The organism is Polaromonas sp. AET17H-212 (genome assembly GCF_002379085.1).
In the GTDB taxonomy this organism is placed as follows: domain Bacteria; phylum Pseudomonadota; class Gammaproteobacteria; order Burkholderiales; family Burkholderiaceae_C; genus Polaromonas.
The window spans coordinates 1-18,766 of the sequence record NZ_NBZW01000038.1 but is presented as its reverse complement, the minus strand read 5'-3'; the positions used below and the strand labels follow the sequence as shown (position 1 = coordinate 18,766).

The window sequence follows — 18,766 nt, the reverse complement described above, 5'->3', positions numbered from 1 at the left end:
CGAGTTCATGCAGGTATGAATCACGCCACCAACTCCGGCAGTGCTTGCCATCGGATTCTAGACTTCGATCGAATTCGGCCCAACCTTCAGTCGGAAGAGTCTGTCGTTGGTTTGTTGGGCACCACCAAGCCGCTCGCGTACCTGAACCTCGTTCAAGGTTCAGGGCAGTGGCGAGGCCGCCAATCACCGTGAGCCCTCCTTGTTCAAGGCAAAATGCCCCCATGAACTCCTTAGACGGCATCCGCATCCTCGATCTCTCCCGCGTACTGGCGGGCCCCTGGTGCACCCAGACGCTGGCTGACCTGGGCGCCGACGTCATCAAGATCGAACGGCCCGGGACCGGTGACGACACCCGCATCTGGGGCCCGCCCTTTCTGACGGACGCGCAAGGCCACGAAACGCAGGAAGCGGCCTACTACCTGGGCACCAACCGCAACAAGCGCTCGCTGACCTGCGACATTGCCAAGCCCGAAGGCCAGGCACTGATTCGTGAACTGGTGGTCCATTGCGATGTGTTTGTCGAGAATTTCAAGGTCGGCGACATGGCGCGTTACGGGCTGGACTATGCCTCGCTCAAAAACCTCAACCCGAAGCTGGTGTACTGCTCGGTTACCGGCTTTGGCCAGACCGGTCCGTATGCCGAACGTGCGGGGTACGACTACGCCATCCAGGGCATGGGTGGGCTGATGAGTGTGACGGGCGAGCGCGACGACCTCGGCGGCGGGCCGCAGAAGGTCGGCGTGGCGGTGTCGGACCTGATGACCGGCATGTACGCAACGGTGGCGATTCTTGCTGCACTGCGTCATGCCGAAAAAACCGGCGAAGGCCAGCAGGTGGACATGGCGCTGCTGGACACACAGGTGGCCATGCTGGCCAACCTGGGCGCCAACTACCTGGTCAGCGGCAAGGTGCCGGGGCGCGCGGGCAACGCGCACCAGAACATCGTGCCCTACCAGGTGTTCGAGGTCGCACCGGCCGCCGATGGGCACAAAGACCACATCATCCTGGCGGTCGGCAATGACAGCCAGTACGCAAAGTTCTGTGCGGTGGCCAACATCCCGGAGCTGGCGATCAACCCGCTGTTCGCCAAGAACCGCGACCGCGTTCTCAACCGCGCCCAACTGGTGCCAATTCTGGAAGCCGTGATGAAAACGCGGACCAAGGCCGACTGGCTGGCGGCGCTGGAAGCAGCCAAGGTGCCTTGCGGCGCAATCAACAATTTGGCCGAAGTGTTTGACGATCCGCAAATAGAAGCGCGGCACATGGTCACACACTGGCAACATCCGGTGAAAAATGACTTGCGGCTGGTGTCCAGCCCCATCAAACTCAGTACCACACCGGTACGCACCGACCTGCCGCCGCCCATGCTGGGCCAGCACACCGAGGAAGTCCTGCGCAGTGTGTTGCACTACTCCGATGCCCAACTGTCTGACCTGAAACTCAAAGAGGTGATCTGATGGCCAATTTTGTTCTTGTTCATGGTGCCTGGCACGGCGGCTGGTGCTGGCAGCGGGTCACCTTGGCGCTGCAGCAGCAGGGCCACCGGGTGCACGCGGTCACCTTGACCGGCCTGGGCGAACGCGCCCACCTGCTGGCACCCAGCATCACGCTGGACACGCACATCGACGACGTGATCAGCGCCATCGAGGTGGAGGAGCTGCACGACGTCATTCTGGCCGTGCATTCCTACGCCGGCATGATAGGCACCGCGGTCGCAGACAGGCTGGGCAAACACCTGAAGCACCTGGTGTACGTCGATGCCGTCGTGCCCAAGCCCGGCGAAAGCTGGAGCAGCACGCAGTCGGCGGCCACGCAGCAACAGCGCCTGTCGGCGGCCCAGGCCTCGACACGTTTCAGCTTTCCGCCGCCCGACCCTGAAGTTTTCGGCCTGCATGACGCCGACCACGCCTGGGTCAAGCGCCGCCAGACGCCGCACCCCGGCAACACCTACCAGGCGCCGCTGGACTTTGACGTGCAACGCGTTGCCGCGATTCCGCGCACCTTTGTCAACTGCACGCAGCCGGCGCTGGCCACCATCGAACCCAGCCGCCTGCGCGTGAAAGACCCCAAGTTCTGGGACGGTGCGTGGCTGCCCAATTCGAAGGTCGTGGAGCTCAAGACCGGCCACGACCCGATGATCAGCGACCCCGCCGGCTTGACCCGCATTCTTCTGGACTGCGCGGCGTGACGCCCACGGTGCTGCTTCTCGGCAGGCAGGGGCAGGCGTTGGCCGAGCGGCTGGCGACCGCACGCCGGGCGCTGGCCGCGCACAAACGGGCGTAAACGGCGAGGCACCCCATGAACAACGCCGACGCCCTGCACGCGGCCATCCACGAAGAAGTGGCTTTGCAGGCGTATGACAAGCGCTGGCCGACCAGGTTTGTGGCGGAGCGGGACCGGCTGCTGGCGCTGTTTCCGCTCATTTTTGTCGACATCGAACACATTGGAAGCACAGCCGTCCCCGGGCTGGTGGCCAAACCCATTGTGGATCTGCTGGCGGGTGTCGAAACGATGGCCATGGCCAGGTCGCTGACCAAACCGCTGCGTGAAGCCGGCTACACCACATCGGCGGAATTCAACGCCACGCTGACCGACCGCCAGTGGTTTATGCGCTGGGCCGACGGGCGCCGCACGCACCACCTGCACATTGCGGTTCAAGGCGGTCCGGCATGGACCCGGCACTTGCGCTTTCGCGATGCACTGCGCGCCAGCCCCGTGCTTGCGGCACGTTATGCCGCCCTCAAGGCCGAGCTGGCGGTCCGGCACCCGACCGACCGGGAGGCCTACACCAACGCCAAGACCGCCTTTGTGAACTCGCTGCCGCACCACGACTGAGCGCCCCGTCGAAGCGGGCGACCACACGACCCCTGCCGAACCTGACGCGCGTCTTTGTCGATGATCTGCCGATCATCCCTGCTGGCTGCACTTGACATCGTCATGCACCTCGGAGGCACCAGAAATCCCGCCGGTAACTCGTGATGACCGGCAAGCCCCGCTTGGCCTGCACAGCTCTTGGTCGGGCCCGCATGACCGCCCCGTTTGAAAGACTTGGCGGTTAAGCGAACAGGCAATAAGTCACAAATCACAACTTTTTAATTATTGTTTCTCAATGTTTCCGGGTGTGATGCCGCATCAAAGTCCGTGTTAAGTTCAACCACCGTCATGGTCTTCATGATGAATCAGCAATGTCGAAAGACAAAGGAGTTACCAGCTATGGGAATGAAACAACCGATGCTTGCAATTGTCACAGCAAGCATTCTCCTGGCATTTGCCGGTACGCCGGTTCTTGCACAGGTGGCCACTACTACCACCACCACCGCCACGTCGAAACCAGCGACCGACCTTGCCACCACCTACAGCACTTTCGCCGGCTCTGACGCGAATGCCACGGCGCTGGTCGACGGTCTGCGCACCGGCAAAAGCATCACCCTGACATCCACCAGCGGCACCACGACCGGCTCAACGACGTTTACACCGGCAACATCCCAGCTGGGCTACGGCAATGTCAACATCGCGTTGGCCCTCGCAAAAGCCGAACTGACGAAGTTGGGCATTACCGATCCAACACCGGCCCAGCTTGAGGCAGCGTTGAACGGCGGTACCGTCACCACCTCAACAGGCACCACCACCTTGCCTGGCGTTTTGCAGATGCGAAGCGAAGGCCAGGGCTGGGGGGTCATCGCAAAAAAACTCGGATTCAACCTGGGTGCAGTGATCAGCGCGTCAAAAACGGACAAGAGCGCAACGGCTACCGAGCGTCGGGCCGATGCGGGCAAAGGCAAGCCGGAAGTCAGAGTCGAGAAAGCGAATTCGAACTCCGGGCGGCCGGAAAAAGTTGAGCGCCTGGCAAAAGTCGAGCGCCCTGAAAAAATTGAACGCCCCGAGAAAGTCGAACGCCCGGAACGTGTGGAGCGTCCCGAGCGCGTCGAGCGCCCGGAACGCATAGAGAGTCCGAAGCGTTAAACTTTGGCGTGATCCGGTCCGGGTGAGTGCGCATACATCAGCGGCTCATCCGGTTTTTTTATGTAGAGGAAGAAATCGATGCAAACGAAAAAGTACAGCCGGCTCATGCTGGCAAGCACCCTGGTATTGGCAGCTCAAGCGGGCTGGGCCAGTGACGAGGGCACCTTGACCATGGGAACCAGCGTTAACTACAGTTCCGGAAAATACGGCACGCAGACGTCGACCGACATCACTTCGATTCCCCTGAATGTCGCCTACGACAAGGGCCCCTGGACGTTCAAGGTGACCGTTCCCTATATTCGCATCACTGGCCCCAGTGATGTGGTGGTGGGTGTTGGCAAAACATCGACAACCACTTCCGCGGTTCGCACGGCGTCAGGCCTGGGCGATGTCGTCACAGCCGCGACCTATAACTTTTACAACAATGCGGAGGCACAGTTCGGTGCCGACGTCACAGGCAAGATCAAATTTGGCACAGCTGACAGCGCCAAGGGCCTGGGCACCGGGGAAAACGACTACTCCGTCATTCTGGATGTCTACAAAAAGGTCAACCAGCTCACCTTTTTTGGTGGCATCGGGTACACCGCCCTGGGAAGCTCGGCCACGATCCCGCTGCGAAACGTCTTCAGCCTGACCGCCGGAACCGTGTTCAAGATGGACGAAAAAAATAACGCCGGCTTTGCCTACGATTACCGCCAGAAGTCATCCGCAACGAGCGCGGCACAAAGCGAGTTGACCGCGTTTTACGTGCACAAGTTTGACAAGTCATGGAAGACGCAGACGTATCTGCTGAAAGGCTTCTCTGACGGGAGCCCGGACTGGGGCGCTGGCGTATCGGTTGGTTACGCGTTCTAACAGGAATACCTGACCGGCACTCAAACTGATTGCTGACGGGACGCAAACCGTCAGCAAGCTGGCTGCTCAGGATTCGCAGACGCACCAGAGCCCGAGCACCAAAGCCAGACACGGATGTCTGGCTCATCCTCGCAAGCGCTTTTTCCCCGCTGCGCGCACCCGTCCTCCCCGGCGGAAACCCCAGCTTGATCACCCCTCGATCAAACCCGCGCCGCCCGTTCCCACCGGGTCCTGCCGGATCGACTTGTCCTCGTCACCGATGACTCGTCGCAAGCCCTCAAACGACTTGTCCATGGCGGCTACGCCACAAACAGCATGGCCGGGGCTTCGAGATACCTGCGCACAGCCTGCACAAAACCGGCAGCAACCTGACCGTCGACCACGCGGTGGTCGAAGGACGACGACAGGTTCATCATCTGCCGCGCCACCACCGCGCCGCCGCGCATGACCGGCCGCTCCACGATGCGGTTGACGCCGACGATGGCCACTTCCGGATAGTTGATCACTGGCGTGGAGACGATGCCGCCGAGGGCGCCCAGGCTGGTGAGGGTAAGGGTCGAGCCCGTGAGCTCATCACGCGTGGCCTTGCCGGCGCGCGCGACGGCGGCCAGGCGCGCGATCTCTGCCGCGCTGGCCCACAGGTCGCTGGCTTCGGCGTGGCGCAGCACCGGCACCATCAGGCCGGCCCCGGTCTGGGTGGCGATGCCCAGGTGCACCGCGCCATGGCGCGTGACCACGCCGGCCTCGTCGTCAAACCGCGCGTTGACCTGCGGAAACTCGCGCACGGCCAGCACCACGGCCCGCACCAGCAGGGGCAGCAGTGTCAGGTGGCCGCGCTGCGCCCCCCACTGCGCGTTCAGCCGCGCCCGCAGCACCTCCAGTTCGGTGACATCGACTTCTTCGACATAGGTGAAGTGCGGGATGCGGCGCTTGGACTCCTGCATCTTCTGCGCGATGCGGCGGCGCAGGCCCACCACCGGCACCTTTTCTTCATCGTTGCGCTGCACCAGACCCGTTGAACGAGCAACGGCCGGCGGGGCCGTCCCATGCGCCGCCACGTGAGCCTCGAGGTCGGCCTGCAGGATGCGGCCACCCGCACCGCTGGCGGCCACTTGCTGCAAGTCGATGCCAAGCTCCCAGGCGCGCCGGCGCACGGCCGGCGAAGCGATGGGCTTGTCAGCGGAAGGACTTGGAACAGCGCTTGCGTCCGGGATCGAAATCGGGATTGATGTCGGGGTCGGGGTCGATGCCGGTGCGGGCGCAGGGACCACCGGCATGGATGCGGCCGCGTCGGGGGTAGCCGATCCCGCCACCTCTATGCGGATCAGCTCCGCGCCCACGGCCAGCACCTGGCCGACCTCGCCGCCCAGGGCCAGCACCTGGCCCACCACCGGCGACGGGATCTCGACCGTGGCCTTGTCGGTCATCACGTCGGCCAGCACCTGATCCTCGGCCACGCGGTCGCCGGGCTTGACGCGCCAAGCCACCAGCTCGACCTCGGTGATGCCTTCGCCGAGGTCGGGCATCTTGATGACGTGGACGCCCATGCTATGCCTCCATCGCCCGCTTGAACGCCGCGGCCACGCGCACCGGGCCTGGGAAGTAGGCCCACTCCTGCGCATGCGGGTAAGGCGTGTCCCAGCCGGTCACGCGCTCAATCGGCGCTTCGAGGTGGTAGAAACAGTGCTCCTGCACCAGCGCCGCCAGCTCGGCGCCGAAGCCACTGGTGCGCGTGGCTTCGTGCACCACCACGCAGCGGCCGGTTTTTTTCACCGAGTCCACCACGGTCTGCAGGTCCATCGGCCAGAGGCTGCGCAGGTCGATGATCTCGGCGTCAATGCCGCTCTCCTGCGCCGCCGCCTGCGACACGAAGACCATGGTGCCGTAGGTGAGCACCGTCAGGTCGGCGCCAGGGCGAAACACCGTGGCCGACTCCAGCGGTATGGTGTAGTAGCCCTCGGGCACCTCGCCCAGCGGGTGGCCGGTCCAGGGTACCGCCGGCCTGTCATGGTGGCCATCGAAAGGCCCGTTGTACAGGCGCTTGGGTTCCAGGAAGATCACCGGATCGTCGTTCTCGATGCACGCAATCAACAGGCCCTTGGCATCGTAGGGGTTGGACGGCATCACCGTGCGCAGCCCGCAGACATGGGTGAACAGGGCCTCCGGGCTCTGGCTGTGCGTCTGCCCGCCGTAGATGCCGCCGCCGCAGGGCATGCGGATGGTCATGGGCGCCGTGAAGTCGGCGGCCGAACGGTAACGCAGCCGCGCCGCTTCGGACACGATCTGGTCGGAGGCCGGGTAGAAGTAGTCGGCGAACTGGATCTCGACCACCGGGCGCAAGCCGTAGGCGGCCATGCCGACCGCCGCGCCGACGATGCCGCCTTCGGAGATGGGCGCGTCGAACACGCGCGAAGTGCCGTACTTCGCCTGCAGGCCATCGGTGCAGCGGAACACGCCGCCAAAATAGCCGACGTCCTGGCCGAACACCACGACATTGCTGTCACGTTCCAGCATCACGTCCATTGCCGAGCGCAGCGCCTGGATCATGGTCATCTGCATGGTCAGCTCTCCCGGCGGAGGGGGTCCATTTCACCCCTGAGCAGTTGTTCGCGCTGCCGGCGCAGGTGCGCCGGCATGTCCTTGTAGACATCCTCGAACATCGCCGCCGCGCCCGCCAGGTGGCCAGCGGCCAGCGAGCCGTAGCGCTCGGCCTCCTTCAGCGCCGCGCTCACCTGGGCCTCCAGCTCCTTCTGCGTGGCTTCATGCTCCTGCGCGGTCCATGCGCCTGTCTGCATCAGGTGTGCCTTGAGCCGCGCGATCGGGTCGCCGAGCGGAAAGTGCGCCCAGTCGTCGGCCGGGCGGTAGCGGGAAGGGTCGTCCGAGGTCGAGTGCGCCCCGCCGCGGTAGGTAACCCACTCCATCAGCGTCGGCCCCAGGTTGCTGCGCGCACGCTCTGCAGCCCACAGCGAGGCGGCGTAGACCGCGAGGAAGTCATTGCCGTCCACGCGCAAGGAGGCAATGCCGCAGCCGACCCCACGCGCCGCGAAAGTGGTGGCCTCGCCGCCGGCAATGGCCTGAAAGGTCGAGATCGCCCACTGGTTGTTCACCACATTCAGGATCACCGGTGCGCGGTACACGTGGGCGAACGTCAGCGCGGTATGAAAGTCGGCCTCGGCGGTGGCGCCGTCGCCAATCCAGGCCGAGGCTATTTTTGAGTCGCCCTTGATCGCCGACGCCATGCCCCAGCCCACGGCCTGGATGAACTGCGTGGCCAGGTTGCCCGAGATGGAAAAGAACCCGGCCCGCTTGTAGGAGTACATCACCGGCAGCTGCCGCCCCTTGAGCGGATCGCATTCGTTGGACATCAGCTGGCAGATCATCTCGACCATGTCAATGTCGTCGCGCGCCAACAGCAGCCCCTGCTGGCGGTAGGTGGGAAAACACATGTCGCCGGGCTGCAGCGCCAGCGCATGGGCGGTGGCAATCGCCTCCTCGCCCAGGCACTGCATGTAGAACGAGATCTTTTTCTGCCGCTGCGCAATCATCATGCGGGCGTCGTAGATGCGCGTCTTCATCATGGCCCGCAGTCCGGTGCGCAAGCGCTGCGGCTCCACCGGCGGTACCCAGGGCCCGACGGCGCGGCCTTCGTCGTCCAGCACGCGCACCAGGCTGTAGGCCAGGTCGCTTGTGTCGGCGGGCGCAGCATCGACGGGTGGGCGCCGCACCTCCCCGGCCGGGGACAGATGCAGATAGGAAAAGTCAGTCTCGTGCCCGGGGCGGCCCGAGGGCTCCGGCACATGCAGACGGAGTGCTTGCTTCTTGTTCATCCGCGTCACCTGAAGCACATCGTAGCCCTGTGCCGCTCAAGGTGCAAACCCCCCGGGCGGACGACCGGACCCGATTTTCACGCCGGGCTCCGTCCGTCACCCGCTCCTTTTTTAATAGCTGTCTGCGCCCGTTCTGCATGGGCGGAAGGCTGATTCAACCCACATTCCGGCCGAAACCAGGCTATTTCATCGCCCCAAACACCTTCTTCAGAATCGCACTGCCGGTGCCGACCGGGTCCTGGCGGATCTTCTTTTCTTCTTCACCGATGATCAGGTACAGGCCGTCCAGCGTCTTGCCGGTGACGTATTGCTGGATGTTGGCGTCTTCTTTTTTGACCAGGCCAAAGCCGGCGGCCTTGCCGGCGAACTCGTTGTATTTGTTGGCCAGCCCCACTTTGGCCGTGGCCTGCGTGACCACCGGCAGGAACTTCACCGCCAGCGGGGCGCGGGTTTTCTCGGCAAAGAAGTTCGTGACCGAGGTCTCGCCGCCGGCCAGGATGTTTTTGGCGTCGGTGACATTCATGGAGCGCACGGCACTGACCAGCAGGTCCTTGCCCATGGGCACGGCGGCTTCGGCGGCGCGGTTGATGGCGGTCACCAGCTCGTCGATGCGTTTGCCCTGCCCGAAATTGCGGAGCAGTTTGGACGCATCTTCAAGGTAACCCGGCAAGGGAATGCGAACTTTCGGGTTGCCGAGGAATCCATCTGTCTTGCCAAGCAGGGCCACGGCCGCCAATGCGCCTTTTTCGAGGGCGGTTTTCAGGCCAGTAGACGCTTCTGCGCTGCTCAGGTCGTTCAGCGACAGGGCCTGCGCCTGCTGGTAGGTGGCCAGGACCAGCATGCCCAGTGCGCTGAGACCGGCCTGGTTAAAATGGCGACGTTGCATGATGAGATCCTTCCCTATGAGTTCAGTTTCAAGCGCAGTATGCCGCATCGCCCTCGCCTCGGTGCTGGCACTGGGTACCCTTGCCGGCCTGGCCGGCTGTGGCGGCGCGCAGCGGGCCCCCGAGTCAACCTTTGTGCTGCTCGACGGCAGCAAGAAGACAACGGCGGACCTCAAGGGCAAGGTCACCCTGGTCAACTTCTGGGCCACCAGCTGCGTGACCTGCGTGGCCGAGATGCCCAAAATCATCTCCACTTACAACAAGTACCAGGGCCGGGGCTATGACACGCTGGCCGTGGCCATGAGCTACGATCCGCCGAGCTACGTTGTCAACTACGTCGAGACACGCAAGCTGCCGTTCAAGGTGGCCATCGACAACACCGGCGCGGTGGCCAAGGCCTGGGGCGATGTGCAACTCACGCCGACGACCTACGTGGTCAACAAACGCGGCGAAATCGTCAAGCAGTATGTCGGCGAGCCGGACTTTGCGGCCCTGCATCAACTGATCGAGAAGCTACTCGCTGAGACCTGATATACCTGCCGCTCTCAAGCCCCCATAAAAAAGGCCGGATCCCGCAAAGGATCCGGCCTTTTTTATCACCCCCAGCGCAGGAAGCTCCTCTTTTTCAAGCAGGGGCCGCGGGACTGGCTTCGCCAGACCGCAGGCGCAGCGGCCCCCTCGGGGGGCAGGGAGCTACACGCAGTGAGCGACCGTGGGGGCTTATTTATTTCGGAATGCGTCGTGGCAGGCTTTGCAGGTATCGGCGGTGGCGGCAAAGGCCGTTTTCAGGCTGTCGAGGCTGCCGGTCTTGCTGGCAGCAGCAAGCTTGGTGGTTTCCGCCTGCAGCTTGTCGCTGTGTTCCTTGAACTTGGCCTGCTCGGTCCAGATTTCGGGCTTGGCCTTGGTGTTGCCACCCTTGTCCGTGCCCGCGCCAAAGCCGGCCCAAGGGAGTTTGGCCATGGCGGCCACGATCTCGCCGTTGTCCGCGGCGCCTTTGGCGTCGAAAGGAATACGGCCATTGGCCATCGCGCCCAAACGGCCAAAATGTGTGCCCATCACGGACAGTGCGCTCTGGCGGTACTTGATGGCGTCTTCCGGTTTGGCGAACTGGGCAGAGGCCGGCGCGGCCAGGACGAGCAGCGTGGCAGCGGCTGCAATACAGGCGAAAACTTTCATTTATTTTTCCTCGTGGTTTTTGACAGGTTCTGGCGATGGGGCAGTGCTTCCCGATAGACTGCCAGTCGAATGAGCCGTTTCCCGAATGCAAAGTTCCGGCGGAACCAAAAGACTAGGGTAAGCACCAAGGAGAAGCGGCCGGGCGCTGAACCCGACGCATGAAACATACCATGGCTGCATGACGGCCCAACCAGCAGACACAAAACAAGAGGGTCACGCATGAGCCAGCACATCCACAGAATACGCGTCTGGGACCTGCCCACGCGGCTTTTTCACTGGGCATTGGTCGCCGCGGTGATCGGGCTGGCGATCACCGGCACCCTGGGCGGCAACGCCATGGTCTGGCACTTCCGCTTCGGTTATTCGGTGCTGACGCTGCTGCTGTTTCGCATCGTCTGGGGTCTGGTGGGCGGACGCTGGTCGCGTTTTGGGGCCTTCATTTATTCGCCGGCCAGCGTGATCAACCACCTGAAGGGAAAAGGCAAGCCTGAAGGCGGCATCGGGCACAGCCCCATTGGCGCCGGGTCGGTGTTTGCCATGCTGGGCTTCCTGCTGGCGCAGGTTGGCACCGGCTTGCTCAGCGATGACGAAATCGCCTTCTCGGGTCCGCTGACGCGGTTTGTCTCCAACGCCACCGTCGGCCTGGCGACCGACTATCACAAGAGCATCGGCAAGTGGATTCTGCTGGCGCTGGTGCTGCTGCACATCGTGGCCATCGTGTTCTACCTGTGGCGCAAACACAATCTGGTGGGTGCCATGCTGCATGGCGACAAGGAACTGGTGACGGCCGCGCCCGCCTCGCGCGACGACACGGCCTCCCGGCTACTGGCCCTGGGGGTGCTGCTGGCCTGCACGGCCGGAGTCTACTGGCTCAGCAGCCTGGGCGCGCCTGCGTTCTGACACGGCCTGTAACGCAGACCCGGGCAAGTCCCGGCCGGGGTGCCGGCAAATCCCGATACACTGGGTTCGACTTCACCCGCCATGTCTGCCTCTTCTCCCACCCTCGAGTTCATCACGCCAACCACGCCGGAACAGCTGGCGGCCACACGCCTGATCTTCCAGGAGTATGCCGACCAGCTGGGTGTCGACCTCTGCTTCCAGAACTTCGAGGCCGAGCTGGCCGGCCTGCCGGGCGACTATGCGCCGCCCCAGGGCTGCCTGCTGCTGGCCCTGCTGGACGGCGAGATTGCCGGTTGCTGCGCGATGCGGCCGCTGGAGACGGTGGACTACCCCAACGCCTGCGAGATGAAACGCCTGTATGTGCGCCAGGGCTTTCGCGGCCTCGGGCTGGGACGGCAACTCGCCGAAGCGGTGCTGGACGCCGCGCGCATCGCGGGTTACCACAGCGTCCTGCTTGACACCCTCAACGACATGGAGGCGGCGCGGGCACTGTACGAAGATCTGGGCTTCAAGGACATCCCGCCCTACTACCACAACCCGATAGCGGGCGCTCACTACCTGAAGGCGGATTTGCAATAGAATCAGGTTGCAGCCCTTATTGAACGGGCGTAAGCAGCTCCTTTTTTAATAGCATCCGAGTAAAAGTTCACACGTCGGCAGCCCCAAAAAAAAGCCGCAGATCCTGCAATCTGCGGCTTGTCTACGGAGGCAGTCCGGCGAACCCGGACAGGGGATCAGCCCTTGGCCTGCGCCAGCAGCGTGCCAGCGTCGCTGACTTCAAACTTGCCGGGGCCTTCCACGTTCAACGCGGCAACTTTGCCGTCCTTGACCAGCATCGAGTAGCGGTTGCTGCGCAAGCCCATGCCGCGTGCGGTCAGGTCCAGCGTCAAACCCGTGGCCTTGGCAAAATCTGCACTGCCGTCGGCCAGCATGCGGACCTTGGTGCCGGTCTTCTGGTCGCGCGCCCAGGCGCCCATCACGAAAGCATCGTTGACACTCACGCACCAGATCTCGTCCACACCAGCGGCCTTGAGCTCGTCGAATTTCTCGACATAACCCGGCACGTGTTTGGCGGAGCAGGTCGGCGTGTACGCGCCAGGCAGTGCAAACAATGCAATGGTTTTTCCGGCCGTCGCCTTGGTCACGTCGACAGGATTGGGGCCAATGCTGCAGCCATTGCCTTCGACTTCCGAAAATTCCATCAGCGTGGCTGCGGGAAGGGTATCGCCTACTTTGATCATGGTGTCTCCTGGATGAGGGGGGTGAATACGGACAGCCACCATTTTCAACGATTCGGGCAAGGTCGTTGAGCGGCCGATGAAAGCCCCGCAGCATGCTACGGGTGACCCCTGATGACGGATGAAAGCAGAAACAAAAACGGCCCACATCGTGGGCCGTTTTTCATGACTTGCGGTCAAACCCGAAAGGTTCAGACCACAGCAGCTTTTTCCAGCAACTTGGTCACAACCCAGTTCTTGGTCTTGGAGATCGGGCGGCTTTCGGTGATCTCGATCAGGTCACCCGTCTTGTACTCGCCCTTTTCGTCATGGGCGTGGTACTTGCTCGACAGGGACACGATTTTGCCGTACAGCTCGTGCTTGACACGACGCTCAACCAGCACCGTCACCGTTTTCGCGCGCTTGTCGCTGACCACACGGCCAACCAGGGTGCGCTTGAGGGATTTTTTAGCTTCCGTCATTATTTCGCTCCTTGCTTGACGATGGTCTCGGCCAGAATGGTTTTGGCACGAGCGATGTCACGACGCGCAGAACGCAGCGTGGCGGTGTTGGTGAGTTGTTGCGTGGCTTTTTGCATGCGCAGGCCAAAGTGGGCTTTTTGCAGCTCTTTGACTTCGGTTTGCAGGCCGGCAACGTCTTTTTTGCGCAGTTCAGTAGATTTGGTCATGGTCATTTCCCCTTACTGGCCAATCATGCGGCTGACGAAGGTGGTGCGCAGCGGCAGCTTGGCAGATGCCAAACGGAACGCTTCGCGGGCCAGCTCTTCAGGCACACCGACGATTTCAAAAACGATCTTGCCGGGCTGGATTTCAGCCACGTAGTACTCTGGATTGCCTTTACCGTTACCCATACGCACTTCAGCAGGCTTTTGGGAAATCGGCTTGTCCGGGAAGACACGGATCCAGATACGGCCGCCACGTTTGACGTGACGGGAAATCGCACGACGTGCGGCTTCGATTTGACGAGCAGTGAGGCGACCGCGGTCGGTACACTTCAGACCGAAATCACCGAATGCCACCGAGTTGCCTCGTGTGGCGATGCCGGTGTTGCGGCCTTTTTGCTCTTTGCGATATTTTCTGCGAGCGGGTTGCAGCATTTGTATTCTCCGTAGTTAGACCGATTACTCGGTCTTGGCACCGTCAGCTGCTGCAGCTGGCGCGGCTTTGCGGACGCGCTTAACGGTGGTTTTCGGGGCGTCGCTACCAGGGGTAGCTTCAGCCGGTTTGTCGCTGCCATCCGCAGGGGCCGTGTTCACGCCACCGACAGGACCGCGCGCTGGGCGTGCGGCTCCACGGGGTGCGGACGGACGGTCCGTGCGGTCGCCAGGACGTGCATCGCGACGCGGGCCGCGCGGCTTGCGTTCTTCATCGGAAGGTGCGGCATCCAGACGGGCGCCCGGCGAATCGCCGCGGCCCAGGGTGTCGCCCTTGTAGACCCAGACCTTGACGCCGATCACACCATAGGTGGTCTTGGCTTCAGAGGTGCCGTAGTCGATGTCGGCGCGCAGGGTGTGAAGGGGCACGCGACCTTCGCGGTACCACTCGCAACGAGCGATTTCAATGCCGTTGAGGCGGCCCGACGACATGATCTTGATGCCCAGGGCACCCAGACGCATGGCGTTTTGCATGGCGCGCTTCATCGCACGGCGGAACATGATGCGTTTTTCAAGCTGCTGGGTGATGCTGTCTGCGATCAGCTTGGCATCAATTTCAGGCTTGCGAACTTCTTCGATGTTCACGGCGACCGGCACGCCCAGCTGGCGGCTCAGTTCTTTCTTGAGGTTCTCGATGTCCTCGCCTTTTTTGCCGATCACCACGCCCGGACGTGCCGAGTAAATCGTGATGCGGGCGTTCTTGGCGGGGCGCTCGATCAGAACGCGCGACACCGCGGCGTTCTTCAGCTTGGCTTTCAGATACTCGCGAACCTTGATGTCCTCGGCCAGCATGCCGGCGAAGTCTTTGTTGCTCGCGTACCAGCGGCTGGACCAGTTACGGCTGATGGCAAGGCGGAACCCGGTTGGGTTGATTTTTTGTCCCATATCCTGTCTGCCTTCTTAATTGCCAACCACAACGTACACATGGCACGTGGGCTTGCTGATACGGTTGCCGCGGCCCTTGGCGCGCGCCGAGAAACGCTTGAGCGTGGTGCCCTGTTCGACGTAGATGGTTTTCACCTTCAGTTCGTCGATGTCGGCGCCATCGTTGTGTTCAGCGTTGGCGATAGCCGACTCAACAACCTTCTTGATGATTCCGGCAGCTTTTTTCTGCGTGAAGGTCAAGATGTTGAGCGCCTGATCCACTTTTTTGCCGCGGATCAGGTCAGCGACCAGACGGCCCTTGTCGACCGACAGACGAACGCCCCGGAGGGTTGCACGTGTTTCCATGGTCTTTCCTTACTTTCTCACAACTTTTTTGTCAGCCGGATGACCTTTGAAAGTCCGGGTGAGTGCGAACTCGCCCAGCTTGTGGCCAACCATTTGATCGGTGATGTAGACAGGGACGTGCTGCTTGCCGTTGTGCACGGCGATGGTCAGGCCGATGAACTCGGGCAGGATCATGGAGCGGCGCGACCAGGTCTTGATCGGCTTTTTGTCTTTATTGGTAACGGCTTTATCAGCCTTGGCTACCAGGTGCTGGTCGACAAAGGGACCTTTTTTGAGTGAACGTGTCATTTCCTGGCCTTACTTCTTGCGACGCGAAACAATCATCACTTGCGTGCGCTTGTTGTTGCGGGTGCGGTAGCCTTTGGTCAGGTTACCCCATGGATCGACAGGATGGCGACCTTCGCCGGTCTTGCCTTCGCCACCACCGTGCGGGTGGTCGACCGGGTTCATCACCACACCGCGAACGGTCGGGCGGATACCCATCCAGCGCTTGACACCGGCCTTGCCCAGACGGCGCAGGCTGTGCTCTTCGTTGGCCACCTCGCCAATCGTGGCGCGGCATTCAACGTGGATCTTGCGGACTTCGCCGGAGCGCATGCGCACCTGGGCGTAGATGCCTTCACGAGCCAGCAGCGTCGCCGATGTACCGGCCGAACGTGCAATCTGCGCGCCCTTGCCAATTTGCATCTCGATGCAGTGAATCGTCGAGCCCACCGGAATGTTGCGGATCGGCAGGGTATTGCCGACGCGGATCGGGGCCTCGGCACCGCTGACCAGCGTGGCGCCAACTTCAAGGCCGCGGGGGGCAATGATGTAGGCACGCTCGCCGTCGGCGTAGCAGATCAGCGCAATGTGGGCCGTGCGGTTGGGGTCGTACTCGATACGTTCGACCTTGGCCGGAATGGCGTCCTTGTTGCGCTTGAAGTCCACCACACGGTAGTGGTGCTTGTGACCGCCGCCTTTGTGGCGCGTCGTGATGTGCCCGTTGTTGTTACGGCCGGCTTTCTGGAATTGTGGCTCCAGCAGCGGCGCGTAAGGCTCACCCTTGTGCAGGTGATCCCGGGAAATCTTCACCATCCCGCGCATGCCGGGAGAGGTGGGTTTCATTTTGATGACAGCCATGATTACGCAGCCTCCCCACCGATGTTCAGCTCTTGACCGGGCTTCAGCGTCACATAGGCTTTACGGATGTTGTCCCGACGGCCAGTGGATTTGCCAAAACGCTTGGTCTTGCCTTTTTGGTTGAGTACAGAAACGGCCTTGACGTCCACCTTGAACATCAATTCCACAGCGGCCTTGATTTCGGGTTTGGTGGCGTCCTGCAGGACCTTGAACAGCACGGCGTTGGATTTGTCCGCGACCATGGTTGCCTTTTCAGACACGATGGGGGCGACCAGCACCTGCATCAGGCGGCCTTCGTCAAATTTTGGTTTGGTGTTCACGGCGCTCATGCAAACATCTCCTTGAGTTTGTCCATGGCAGCCTTGGTGACCAGAACCTTTTTGTAGTGAACCAGCGACAGCGGATCCGCGTAGCGGGGTTCAACCACAAGAATGTTCACCAGATTGCGTGAAGCCAGGTACAGGTTTTCGTCAACCTCGTCAGCGATGACCAGCACCGATTTGAGGTTCATGGCCTTGAATTTGTCGGCCAGGACTTTCGTCTTGGGCGAATCCACGGTCAGCGAGTCCACCACAGCCAAGCGGCCTTCACGTGCCAACTGGGAGAAGATCGAAGCCATGCCGGCGCGATACATCTTCTTGTTGATTTTCTGCGTGAAGTTTTCGTCAGGCATGTTCGGGAAAATGCGACCGCCTCCGCGCCACAGCGGGGAAGAAGTCATACCGGCGCGAGCGCGGCCAGTACCCTTTTGCTTGAACGGCTTTTTCGTCGAGTGCTTGACCTGCTCACGGTCTTTCTGGGCACGCGTTCCCTGGCGGGCGTTGGCCTGGAAGGCCACGACCACCTGGTGAATCAGGCTTTCGTTGTATTCGCGACCAAAAACGGTATCGGGCACGTCCACTTTGGACGAAGCCAGACCCTGGTCATTCAGGAGTTCGACCTGCATCAGTTCGCTCCTTTGGCAGCGGTTGGTTTGGCCTTGATGGCGGCGCGAACCGTCACAAAACCACCTTTGGAACCAGGCACGGCGCCGCGAATCATCAGCAGCTGACGGGCTTCGTCAATGCGCACGATGTCGAGGTTTTGTGTGGTCTTGGTGACGTCACCGAGGTGGCCCGTCATGCGTTTACCGGGAAACACGCGACCGGGATCCTGCGCCATACCGATGGAGCCGGGAACGTTGTGCGAACGGCTGTTACCGTGCGACGCGCGCTGCGAGCTCATCTTGTGACGCTTGATGGTGCCGGCAAAGCCTTTACCAATGGAAGTACCCTGCACATCCACCTTTTGACCGACTGCAAACACGTCAGCGGCAGGCACAACAGTGCCGGCAGCATATTTGCCTGCGACGTCAGCCGTCACGCGGAATTCTTTCAGGATTTCACCGGCTTCAACGCCTGCTTTCGCAAGGTGGCCAGCGGCCGGCTTGGTGATACGCGACGCTTTGCGCGCACCAAATGCCACTTGCAGGGCATCGTAGCCGTCGTTTGCTTGGGTTTTCACCTGGGTCACACGGTTGTTAGACACATCTACCACTGTGACAGGAACGGTATCCCCATCATCAGTGAACAGACGCATCATGCCCACCTTGCGGCCCAGCAACCCGAGGGAGTTGCTCAGACTCATGCTTTTTTCTCCGTAACTTCCACCGCTGCGACTTCAATTGGCCGCAGACGTTTTGATGTGAAAGACTGTTAATAAAACCGCCCCAGCCATGCACAGCATGTTCAGGACAGCCCAAGAGTATAGCGCGGACTTGCCATGTTGGCAAATCCGCGCTGAAACCTGTTTTTTTGGGGCTCCGGCTTTCGCCCGACCCCCGCTTCTTGCTTACTGCAGCTTGATTTCGACGTCCACACCGGCGGGCAGATCGAGCTTCATCAACGCGTCAACGGTTTTGTCCGTTGGGTCAACGATGTCCATCAGGCGCTGGTGCGTGCGGATTTCCAGCTGGTCGCGACTCGTCTTGTTGACGTGGGGTGAACGCAGGATGTCAAAACGCTTCATGCGGGTCGGCAGGGGCACGGGGCCCTTGACGATCGCGCCGGTGCGCTTGGCAGTATCCACAATCTCGGCGGCCGACTGGTCGATCAGTTTGTAGTCAAACGCCTTCAGGCGGATACGGATTTTTTGCTTGGTAGCCATGGTAATTCCTTAAATGTGGAGCGAATTACGCAATGATCTTGGCCACGACACCAGCGCCGACGGTTTTGCCGCCCTCGCGGATGGCGAAACGCAGACCTTCTTCCATGGCGATCGGGTTGATCAGCTTGACGGTGATCGACACGTTGTCGCCTGGCATGACCATTTCCTTGCCTTCTGGCAACTCGATCGCACCGGTCACGTCCGTCGTGCGGAAGTAGAACTGGGGACGGTAGTTGTTGAAGAAAGGGGTGTGGCGGCCGCCCTCGTCCTTGG

At 61.8% G+C, this 18,766-nt stretch carries 26 protein-coding genes and 1 pseudogene; 8 read left to right on the top strand and 19 right to left on the bottom strand.

All coding sequences use genetic code 11. The features are described 5' to 3' along the window. Positions 1-221 precede the first annotated feature (221 nt). The 5 genes from B7G53_RS20390 to B7G53_RS20370 all read left to right on the top strand — a co-directional run bounded on the left by B7G53_RS20390 (position 222) and on the right by B7G53_RS20370 (position 4,818). Positions 222-1,457, top strand: a complete 1,236-nt coding sequence (locus tag B7G53_RS20390) for a CaiB/BaiF CoA transferase family protein (protein ID WP_096671141.1) — start codon at positions 222-224, stop codon at positions 1,455-1,457. Beyond that, positions 1,457-2,188, top strand: coding sequence for an alpha/beta fold hydrolase (locus B7G53_RS20385; protein WP_096671139.1), 732 nt, complete (start codon positions 1,457-1,459; stop codon positions 2,186-2,188). The genes B7G53_RS20390 and B7G53_RS20385 overlap by 1 nt, the downstream gene beginning before the upstream one ends. 110 nt (positions 2,189-2,298) lie before the next feature. Then, the gene (locus B7G53_RS20380; protein ID WP_096671137.1) at positions 2,299-2,835 is read left to right on the top strand and encodes a GrpB family protein; all 537 of its coding nucleotides are present in this window, start codon (positions 2,299-2,301) and stop codon (positions 2,833-2,835) included. 327 nt (positions 2,836-3,162) lie between these two features. Continuing rightward, positions 3,163-3,963, top strand: coding sequence for a hypothetical protein (locus tag B7G53_RS20375; protein WP_141396416.1), 801 nt, complete (start codon positions 3,163-3,165; stop codon positions 3,961-3,963). Between the two features lie 78 nt (positions 3,964-4,041). Then, entirely contained in the window at positions 4,042-4,818 is a 777-nt protein-coding gene (locus B7G53_RS20370) for a hypothetical protein (protein ID WP_096671133.1), read from the top strand. Between the two features lie 189 nt (positions 4,819-5,007). Here the strand turns inward: B7G53_RS20370 and B7G53_RS23055 are convergent, their stop codons facing one another. The 5 genes from B7G53_RS23055 to B7G53_RS20350 form a co-directional block, all read right to left on the bottom strand. Continuing rightward, positions 5,008-5,112 carry a DUF4197 domain-containing protein gene (locus B7G53_RS23055; protein WP_141396415.1) on the bottom strand — a complete coding sequence of 35 codons (105 nt, stop codon included), beginning with the start codon at positions 5,110-5,112 and terminating at the stop codon, positions 5,008-5,010. 5 nt (positions 5,113-5,117) lie between these two features. Beyond that, positions 5,118-6,365 (bottom strand): dihydrolipoamide acetyltransferase family protein, encoded by a 1,248-nt coding sequence (locus B7G53_RS20365; protein ID WP_096671131.1) that lies wholly within the window; start codon positions 6,363-6,365, stop codon positions 5,118-5,120. A 1-nt stretch (position 6,366) separates the two neighbouring features. Further along, a complete protein-coding gene (locus tag B7G53_RS20360) occupies positions 6,367-7,377 on the bottom strand; it encodes an alpha-ketoacid dehydrogenase subunit beta (RefSeq protein WP_096671129.1) in 1,011 nt (336 codons plus the stop codon). Positions 7,378-7,379: 2 nt separating this feature from the next. Next, a complete protein-coding gene (locus tag B7G53_RS20355; protein WP_096671127.1) occupies positions 7,380-8,645 on the bottom strand; it encodes a 3-methyl-2-oxobutanoate dehydrogenase (2-methylpropanoyl-transferring) subunit alpha in 1,266 nt (421 codons plus the stop codon). A gap of 181 nt (positions 8,646-8,826) precedes the next feature. After that, complete coding sequence (locus tag B7G53_RS20350; RefSeq protein ID WP_096671125.1) at positions 8,827-9,531, bottom strand: DUF4197 domain-containing protein; 705 nt, start codon at positions 9,529-9,531, stop codon at positions 8,827-8,829. Positions 9,532-9,547: 16 nt separating this feature from the next. Here B7G53_RS20350 and B7G53_RS20345 point away from each other — a divergent pair, with 16 nt between their 5' ends. Further along, positions 9,548-10,060, top strand: a complete 513-nt coding sequence (locus tag B7G53_RS20345; protein ID WP_096671123.1) for a TlpA disulfide reductase family protein — start codon at positions 9,548-9,550, stop codon at positions 10,058-10,060. Between the two features lie 189 nt (positions 10,061-10,249). Here B7G53_RS20345 and B7G53_RS20340 read toward each other — a convergent pair whose 3' ends face one another. Further along, complete coding sequence (locus B7G53_RS20340; RefSeq protein WP_096671121.1) at positions 10,250-10,705, bottom strand: c-type cytochrome; 456 nt, start codon at positions 10,703-10,705, stop codon at positions 10,250-10,252. A gap of 219 nt (positions 10,706-10,924) precedes the next feature. Here B7G53_RS20340 and B7G53_RS20335 point away from each other — a divergent pair, with 219 nt between their 5' ends. Together B7G53_RS20335 and B7G53_RS20330 are read left to right on the top strand one after the other, a co-directional pair. Beyond that, a complete protein-coding gene (locus B7G53_RS20335) occupies positions 10,925-11,605 on the top strand; it encodes a cytochrome b/b6 domain-containing protein (protein WP_096671119.1) in 681 nt (226 codons plus the stop codon). Between the two features lie 81 nt (positions 11,606-11,686). Then, positions 11,687-12,184: a GNAT family N-acetyltransferase gene (locus B7G53_RS20330; RefSeq protein ID WP_096671117.1), complete on the top strand. Its 498-nt coding sequence runs from the start codon at positions 11,687-11,689 to the stop codon at positions 12,182-12,184. A gap of 155 nt (positions 12,185-12,339) precedes the next feature. On the opposite strand, the gene B7G53_RS20325 is transcribed toward B7G53_RS20330, so the two are convergent. The 13 genes and pseudogenes from B7G53_RS20325 to tuf form a co-directional block, all read right to left on the bottom strand. Beyond that, complete coding sequence (locus tag B7G53_RS20325; RefSeq protein ID WP_096671115.1) at positions 12,340-12,846, bottom strand: peroxiredoxin; 507 nt, start codon at positions 12,844-12,846, stop codon at positions 12,340-12,342. A gap of 188 nt (positions 12,847-13,034) precedes the next feature. Beyond that, complete coding sequence (rpsQ, locus tag B7G53_RS20320; protein ID WP_096671113.1) at positions 13,035-13,304, bottom strand: 30S ribosomal protein S17; 270 nt, start codon at positions 13,302-13,304, stop codon at positions 13,035-13,037. After that, a complete protein-coding gene (gene rpmC / locus B7G53_RS20315; RefSeq protein ID WP_096671169.1) occupies positions 13,304-13,510 on the bottom strand; it encodes a 50S ribosomal protein L29 in 207 nt (68 codons plus the stop codon). Before rpmC ends, rpsQ begins: the two co-directional genes overlap by 1 nt. 12 nt (positions 13,511-13,522) lie before the next feature. Beyond that, positions 13,523-13,939, bottom strand: coding sequence for a 50S ribosomal protein L16 (gene rplP / locus B7G53_RS20310; RefSeq protein WP_077593716.1), 417 nt, complete (start codon positions 13,937-13,939; stop codon positions 13,523-13,525). 24 nt (positions 13,940-13,963) lie between these two features. Continuing rightward, a complete protein-coding gene (gene rpsC, locus B7G53_RS20305; protein WP_096671111.1) occupies positions 13,964-14,881 on the bottom strand; it encodes a 30S ribosomal protein S3 in 918 nt (305 codons plus the stop codon). Between the two features lie 15 nt (positions 14,882-14,896). Beyond that, a complete protein-coding gene (gene rplV / locus B7G53_RS20300) occupies positions 14,897-15,226 on the bottom strand; it encodes a 50S ribosomal protein L22 (protein ID WP_096671109.1) in 330 nt (109 codons plus the stop codon). Between the two features lie 9 nt (positions 15,227-15,235). Then, positions 15,236-15,514, bottom strand: a complete 279-nt coding sequence (gene rpsS / locus B7G53_RS20295; RefSeq protein ID WP_077593713.1) for a 30S ribosomal protein S19 — start codon at positions 15,512-15,514, stop codon at positions 15,236-15,238. Between the two features lie 9 nt (positions 15,515-15,523). Then, a complete protein-coding gene (gene rplB / locus B7G53_RS20290; protein WP_077593712.1) occupies positions 15,524-16,348 on the bottom strand; it encodes a 50S ribosomal protein L2 in 825 nt (274 codons plus the stop codon). 2 nt (positions 16,349-16,350) lie between these two features. Beyond that, the gene (gene rplW / locus B7G53_RS20285) at positions 16,351-16,677 is read right to left on the bottom strand and encodes a 50S ribosomal protein L23 (protein ID WP_077593711.1); all 327 of its coding nucleotides are present in this window, start codon (positions 16,675-16,677) and stop codon (positions 16,351-16,353) included. After that, positions 16,674-17,294: a 50S ribosomal protein L4 gene (rplD, locus tag B7G53_RS20280; RefSeq protein ID WP_077593710.1), complete on the bottom strand. Its 621-nt coding sequence runs from the start codon at positions 17,292-17,294 to the stop codon at positions 16,674-16,676. The genes rplW and rplD overlap by 4 nt, the downstream gene beginning before the upstream one ends. Further along, complete coding sequence (rplC, locus tag B7G53_RS20275; protein ID WP_096671107.1) at positions 17,294-17,974, bottom strand: 50S ribosomal protein L3; 681 nt, start codon at positions 17,972-17,974, stop codon at positions 17,294-17,296. The genes rplD and rplC overlap by 1 nt, the downstream gene beginning before the upstream one ends. A gap of 204 nt (positions 17,975-18,178) precedes the next feature. Beyond that, positions 18,179-18,493: a 30S ribosomal protein S10 gene (rpsJ, locus tag B7G53_RS20270; RefSeq protein WP_007838118.1), complete on the bottom strand. Its 315-nt coding sequence runs from the start codon at positions 18,491-18,493 to the stop codon at positions 18,179-18,181. Between the two features lie 25 nt (positions 18,494-18,518). Further along, positions 18,519-18,766, bottom strand: a pseudogene (gene tuf, locus B7G53_RS20265) (elongation factor Tu); the annotation flags it as partial.

What these genes read in the sequence shown, in the direction of transcription:
- B7G53_RS20390 (WP_096671141.1), top strand. Translation starts at nt 222, where the DNA reads ATGAACTCCTTAGACGGCATCCGCATCCTCGATCTCTCCCGCGTACTG.
- B7G53_RS20385 (WP_096671139.1), top strand. Translation starts at nt 1,457, where the DNA reads ATGGCCAATTTTGTTCTTGTTCATGGTGCCTGGCACGGCGGCTGGTGC.
- B7G53_RS20380 (WP_096671137.1), top strand. Translation starts at nt 2,299, where the DNA reads ATGAACAACGCCGACGCCCTGCACGCGGCCATCCACGAAGAAGTGGCT.
- B7G53_RS20375 (WP_141396416.1), top strand. Translation starts at nt 3,163, where the DNA reads ATGGTCTTCATGATGAATCAGCAATGTCGAAAGACAAAGGAGTTACCA.
- B7G53_RS20370 (WP_096671133.1), top strand. Translation starts at nt 4,042, where the DNA reads ATGCAAACGAAAAAGTACAGCCGGCTCATGCTGGCAAGCACCCTGGTA.
- B7G53_RS23055 (WP_141396415.1), bottom strand. Translation starts at nt 5,112, where the DNA reads ATGGACAAGTCGTTTGAGGGCTTGCGACGAGTCATCGGTGACGAGGAC.
- B7G53_RS20365 (WP_096671131.1), bottom strand. Translation starts at nt 6,365, where the DNA reads ATGGGCGTCCACGTCATCAAGATGCCCGACCTCGGCGAAGGCATCACC.
- B7G53_RS20360 (WP_096671129.1), bottom strand. Translation starts at nt 7,377, where the DNA reads ATGCAGATGACCATGATCCAGGCGCTGCGCTCGGCAATGGACGTGATG.
- B7G53_RS20355 (WP_096671127.1), bottom strand. Translation starts at nt 8,645, where the DNA reads ATGAACAAGAAGCAAGCACTCCGTCTGCATGTGCCGGAGCCCTCGGGC.
- B7G53_RS20350 (WP_096671125.1), bottom strand. Translation starts at nt 9,531, where the DNA reads ATGCAACGTCGCCATTTTAACCAGGCCGGTCTCAGCGCACTGGGCATG.
- B7G53_RS20345 (WP_096671123.1), top strand. Translation starts at nt 9,548, where the DNA reads ATGAGTTCAGTTTCAAGCGCAGTATGCCGCATCGCCCTCGCCTCGGTG.
- B7G53_RS20340 (WP_096671121.1), bottom strand. Translation starts at nt 10,705, where the DNA reads ATGAAAGTTTTCGCCTGTATTGCAGCCGCTGCCACGCTGCTCGTCCTG.
- B7G53_RS20335 (WP_096671119.1), top strand. Translation starts at nt 10,925, where the DNA reads ATGAGCCAGCACATCCACAGAATACGCGTCTGGGACCTGCCCACGCGG.
- B7G53_RS20330 (WP_096671117.1), top strand. Translation starts at nt 11,687, where the DNA reads ATGTCTGCCTCTTCTCCCACCCTCGAGTTCATCACGCCAACCACGCCG.
- B7G53_RS20325 (WP_096671115.1), bottom strand. Translation starts at nt 12,846, where the DNA reads ATGATCAAAGTAGGCGATACCCTTCCCGCAGCCACGCTGATGGAATTT.
- rpsQ (WP_096671113.1), bottom strand. Translation starts at nt 13,304, where the DNA reads ATGACGGAAGCTAAAAAATCCCTCAAGCGCACCCTGGTTGGCCGTGTG.
- rpmC (WP_096671169.1), bottom strand. Translation starts at nt 13,510, where the DNA reads ATGACCAAATCTACTGAACTGCGCAAAAAAGACGTTGCCGGCCTGCAA.
- rplP (WP_077593716.1), bottom strand. Translation starts at nt 13,939, where the DNA reads ATGCTGCAACCCGCTCGCAGAAAATATCGCAAAGAGCAAAAAGGCCGC.
- rpsC (WP_096671111.1), bottom strand. Translation starts at nt 14,881, where the DNA reads ATGGGACAAAAAATCAACCCAACCGGGTTCCGCCTTGCCATCAGCCGT.
- rplV (WP_096671109.1), bottom strand. Translation starts at nt 15,226, where the DNA reads ATGGAAACACGTGCAACCCTCCGGGGCGTTCGTCTGTCGGTCGACAAG.
- rpsS (WP_077593713.1), bottom strand. Translation starts at nt 15,514, where the DNA reads ATGACACGTTCACTCAAAAAAGGTCCCTTTGTCGACCAGCACCTGGTA.
- rplB (WP_077593712.1), bottom strand. Translation starts at nt 16,348, where the DNA reads ATGGCTGTCATCAAAATGAAACCCACCTCTCCCGGCATGCGCGGGATG.
- rplW (WP_077593711.1), bottom strand. Translation starts at nt 16,677, where the DNA reads ATGAGCGCCGTGAACACCAAACCAAAATTTGACGAAGGCCGCCTGATG.
- rplD (WP_077593710.1), bottom strand. Translation starts at nt 17,294, where the DNA reads ATGCAGGTCGAACTCCTGAATGACCAGGGTCTGGCTTCGTCCAAAGTG.
- rplC (WP_096671107.1), bottom strand. Translation starts at nt 17,974, where the DNA reads ATGAGTCTGAGCAACTCCCTCGGGTTGCTGGGCCGCAAGGTGGGCATG.
- rpsJ (WP_007838118.1), bottom strand. Translation starts at nt 18,493, where the DNA reads ATGGCTACCAAGCAAAAAATCCGTATCCGCCTGAAGGCGTTTGACTAC.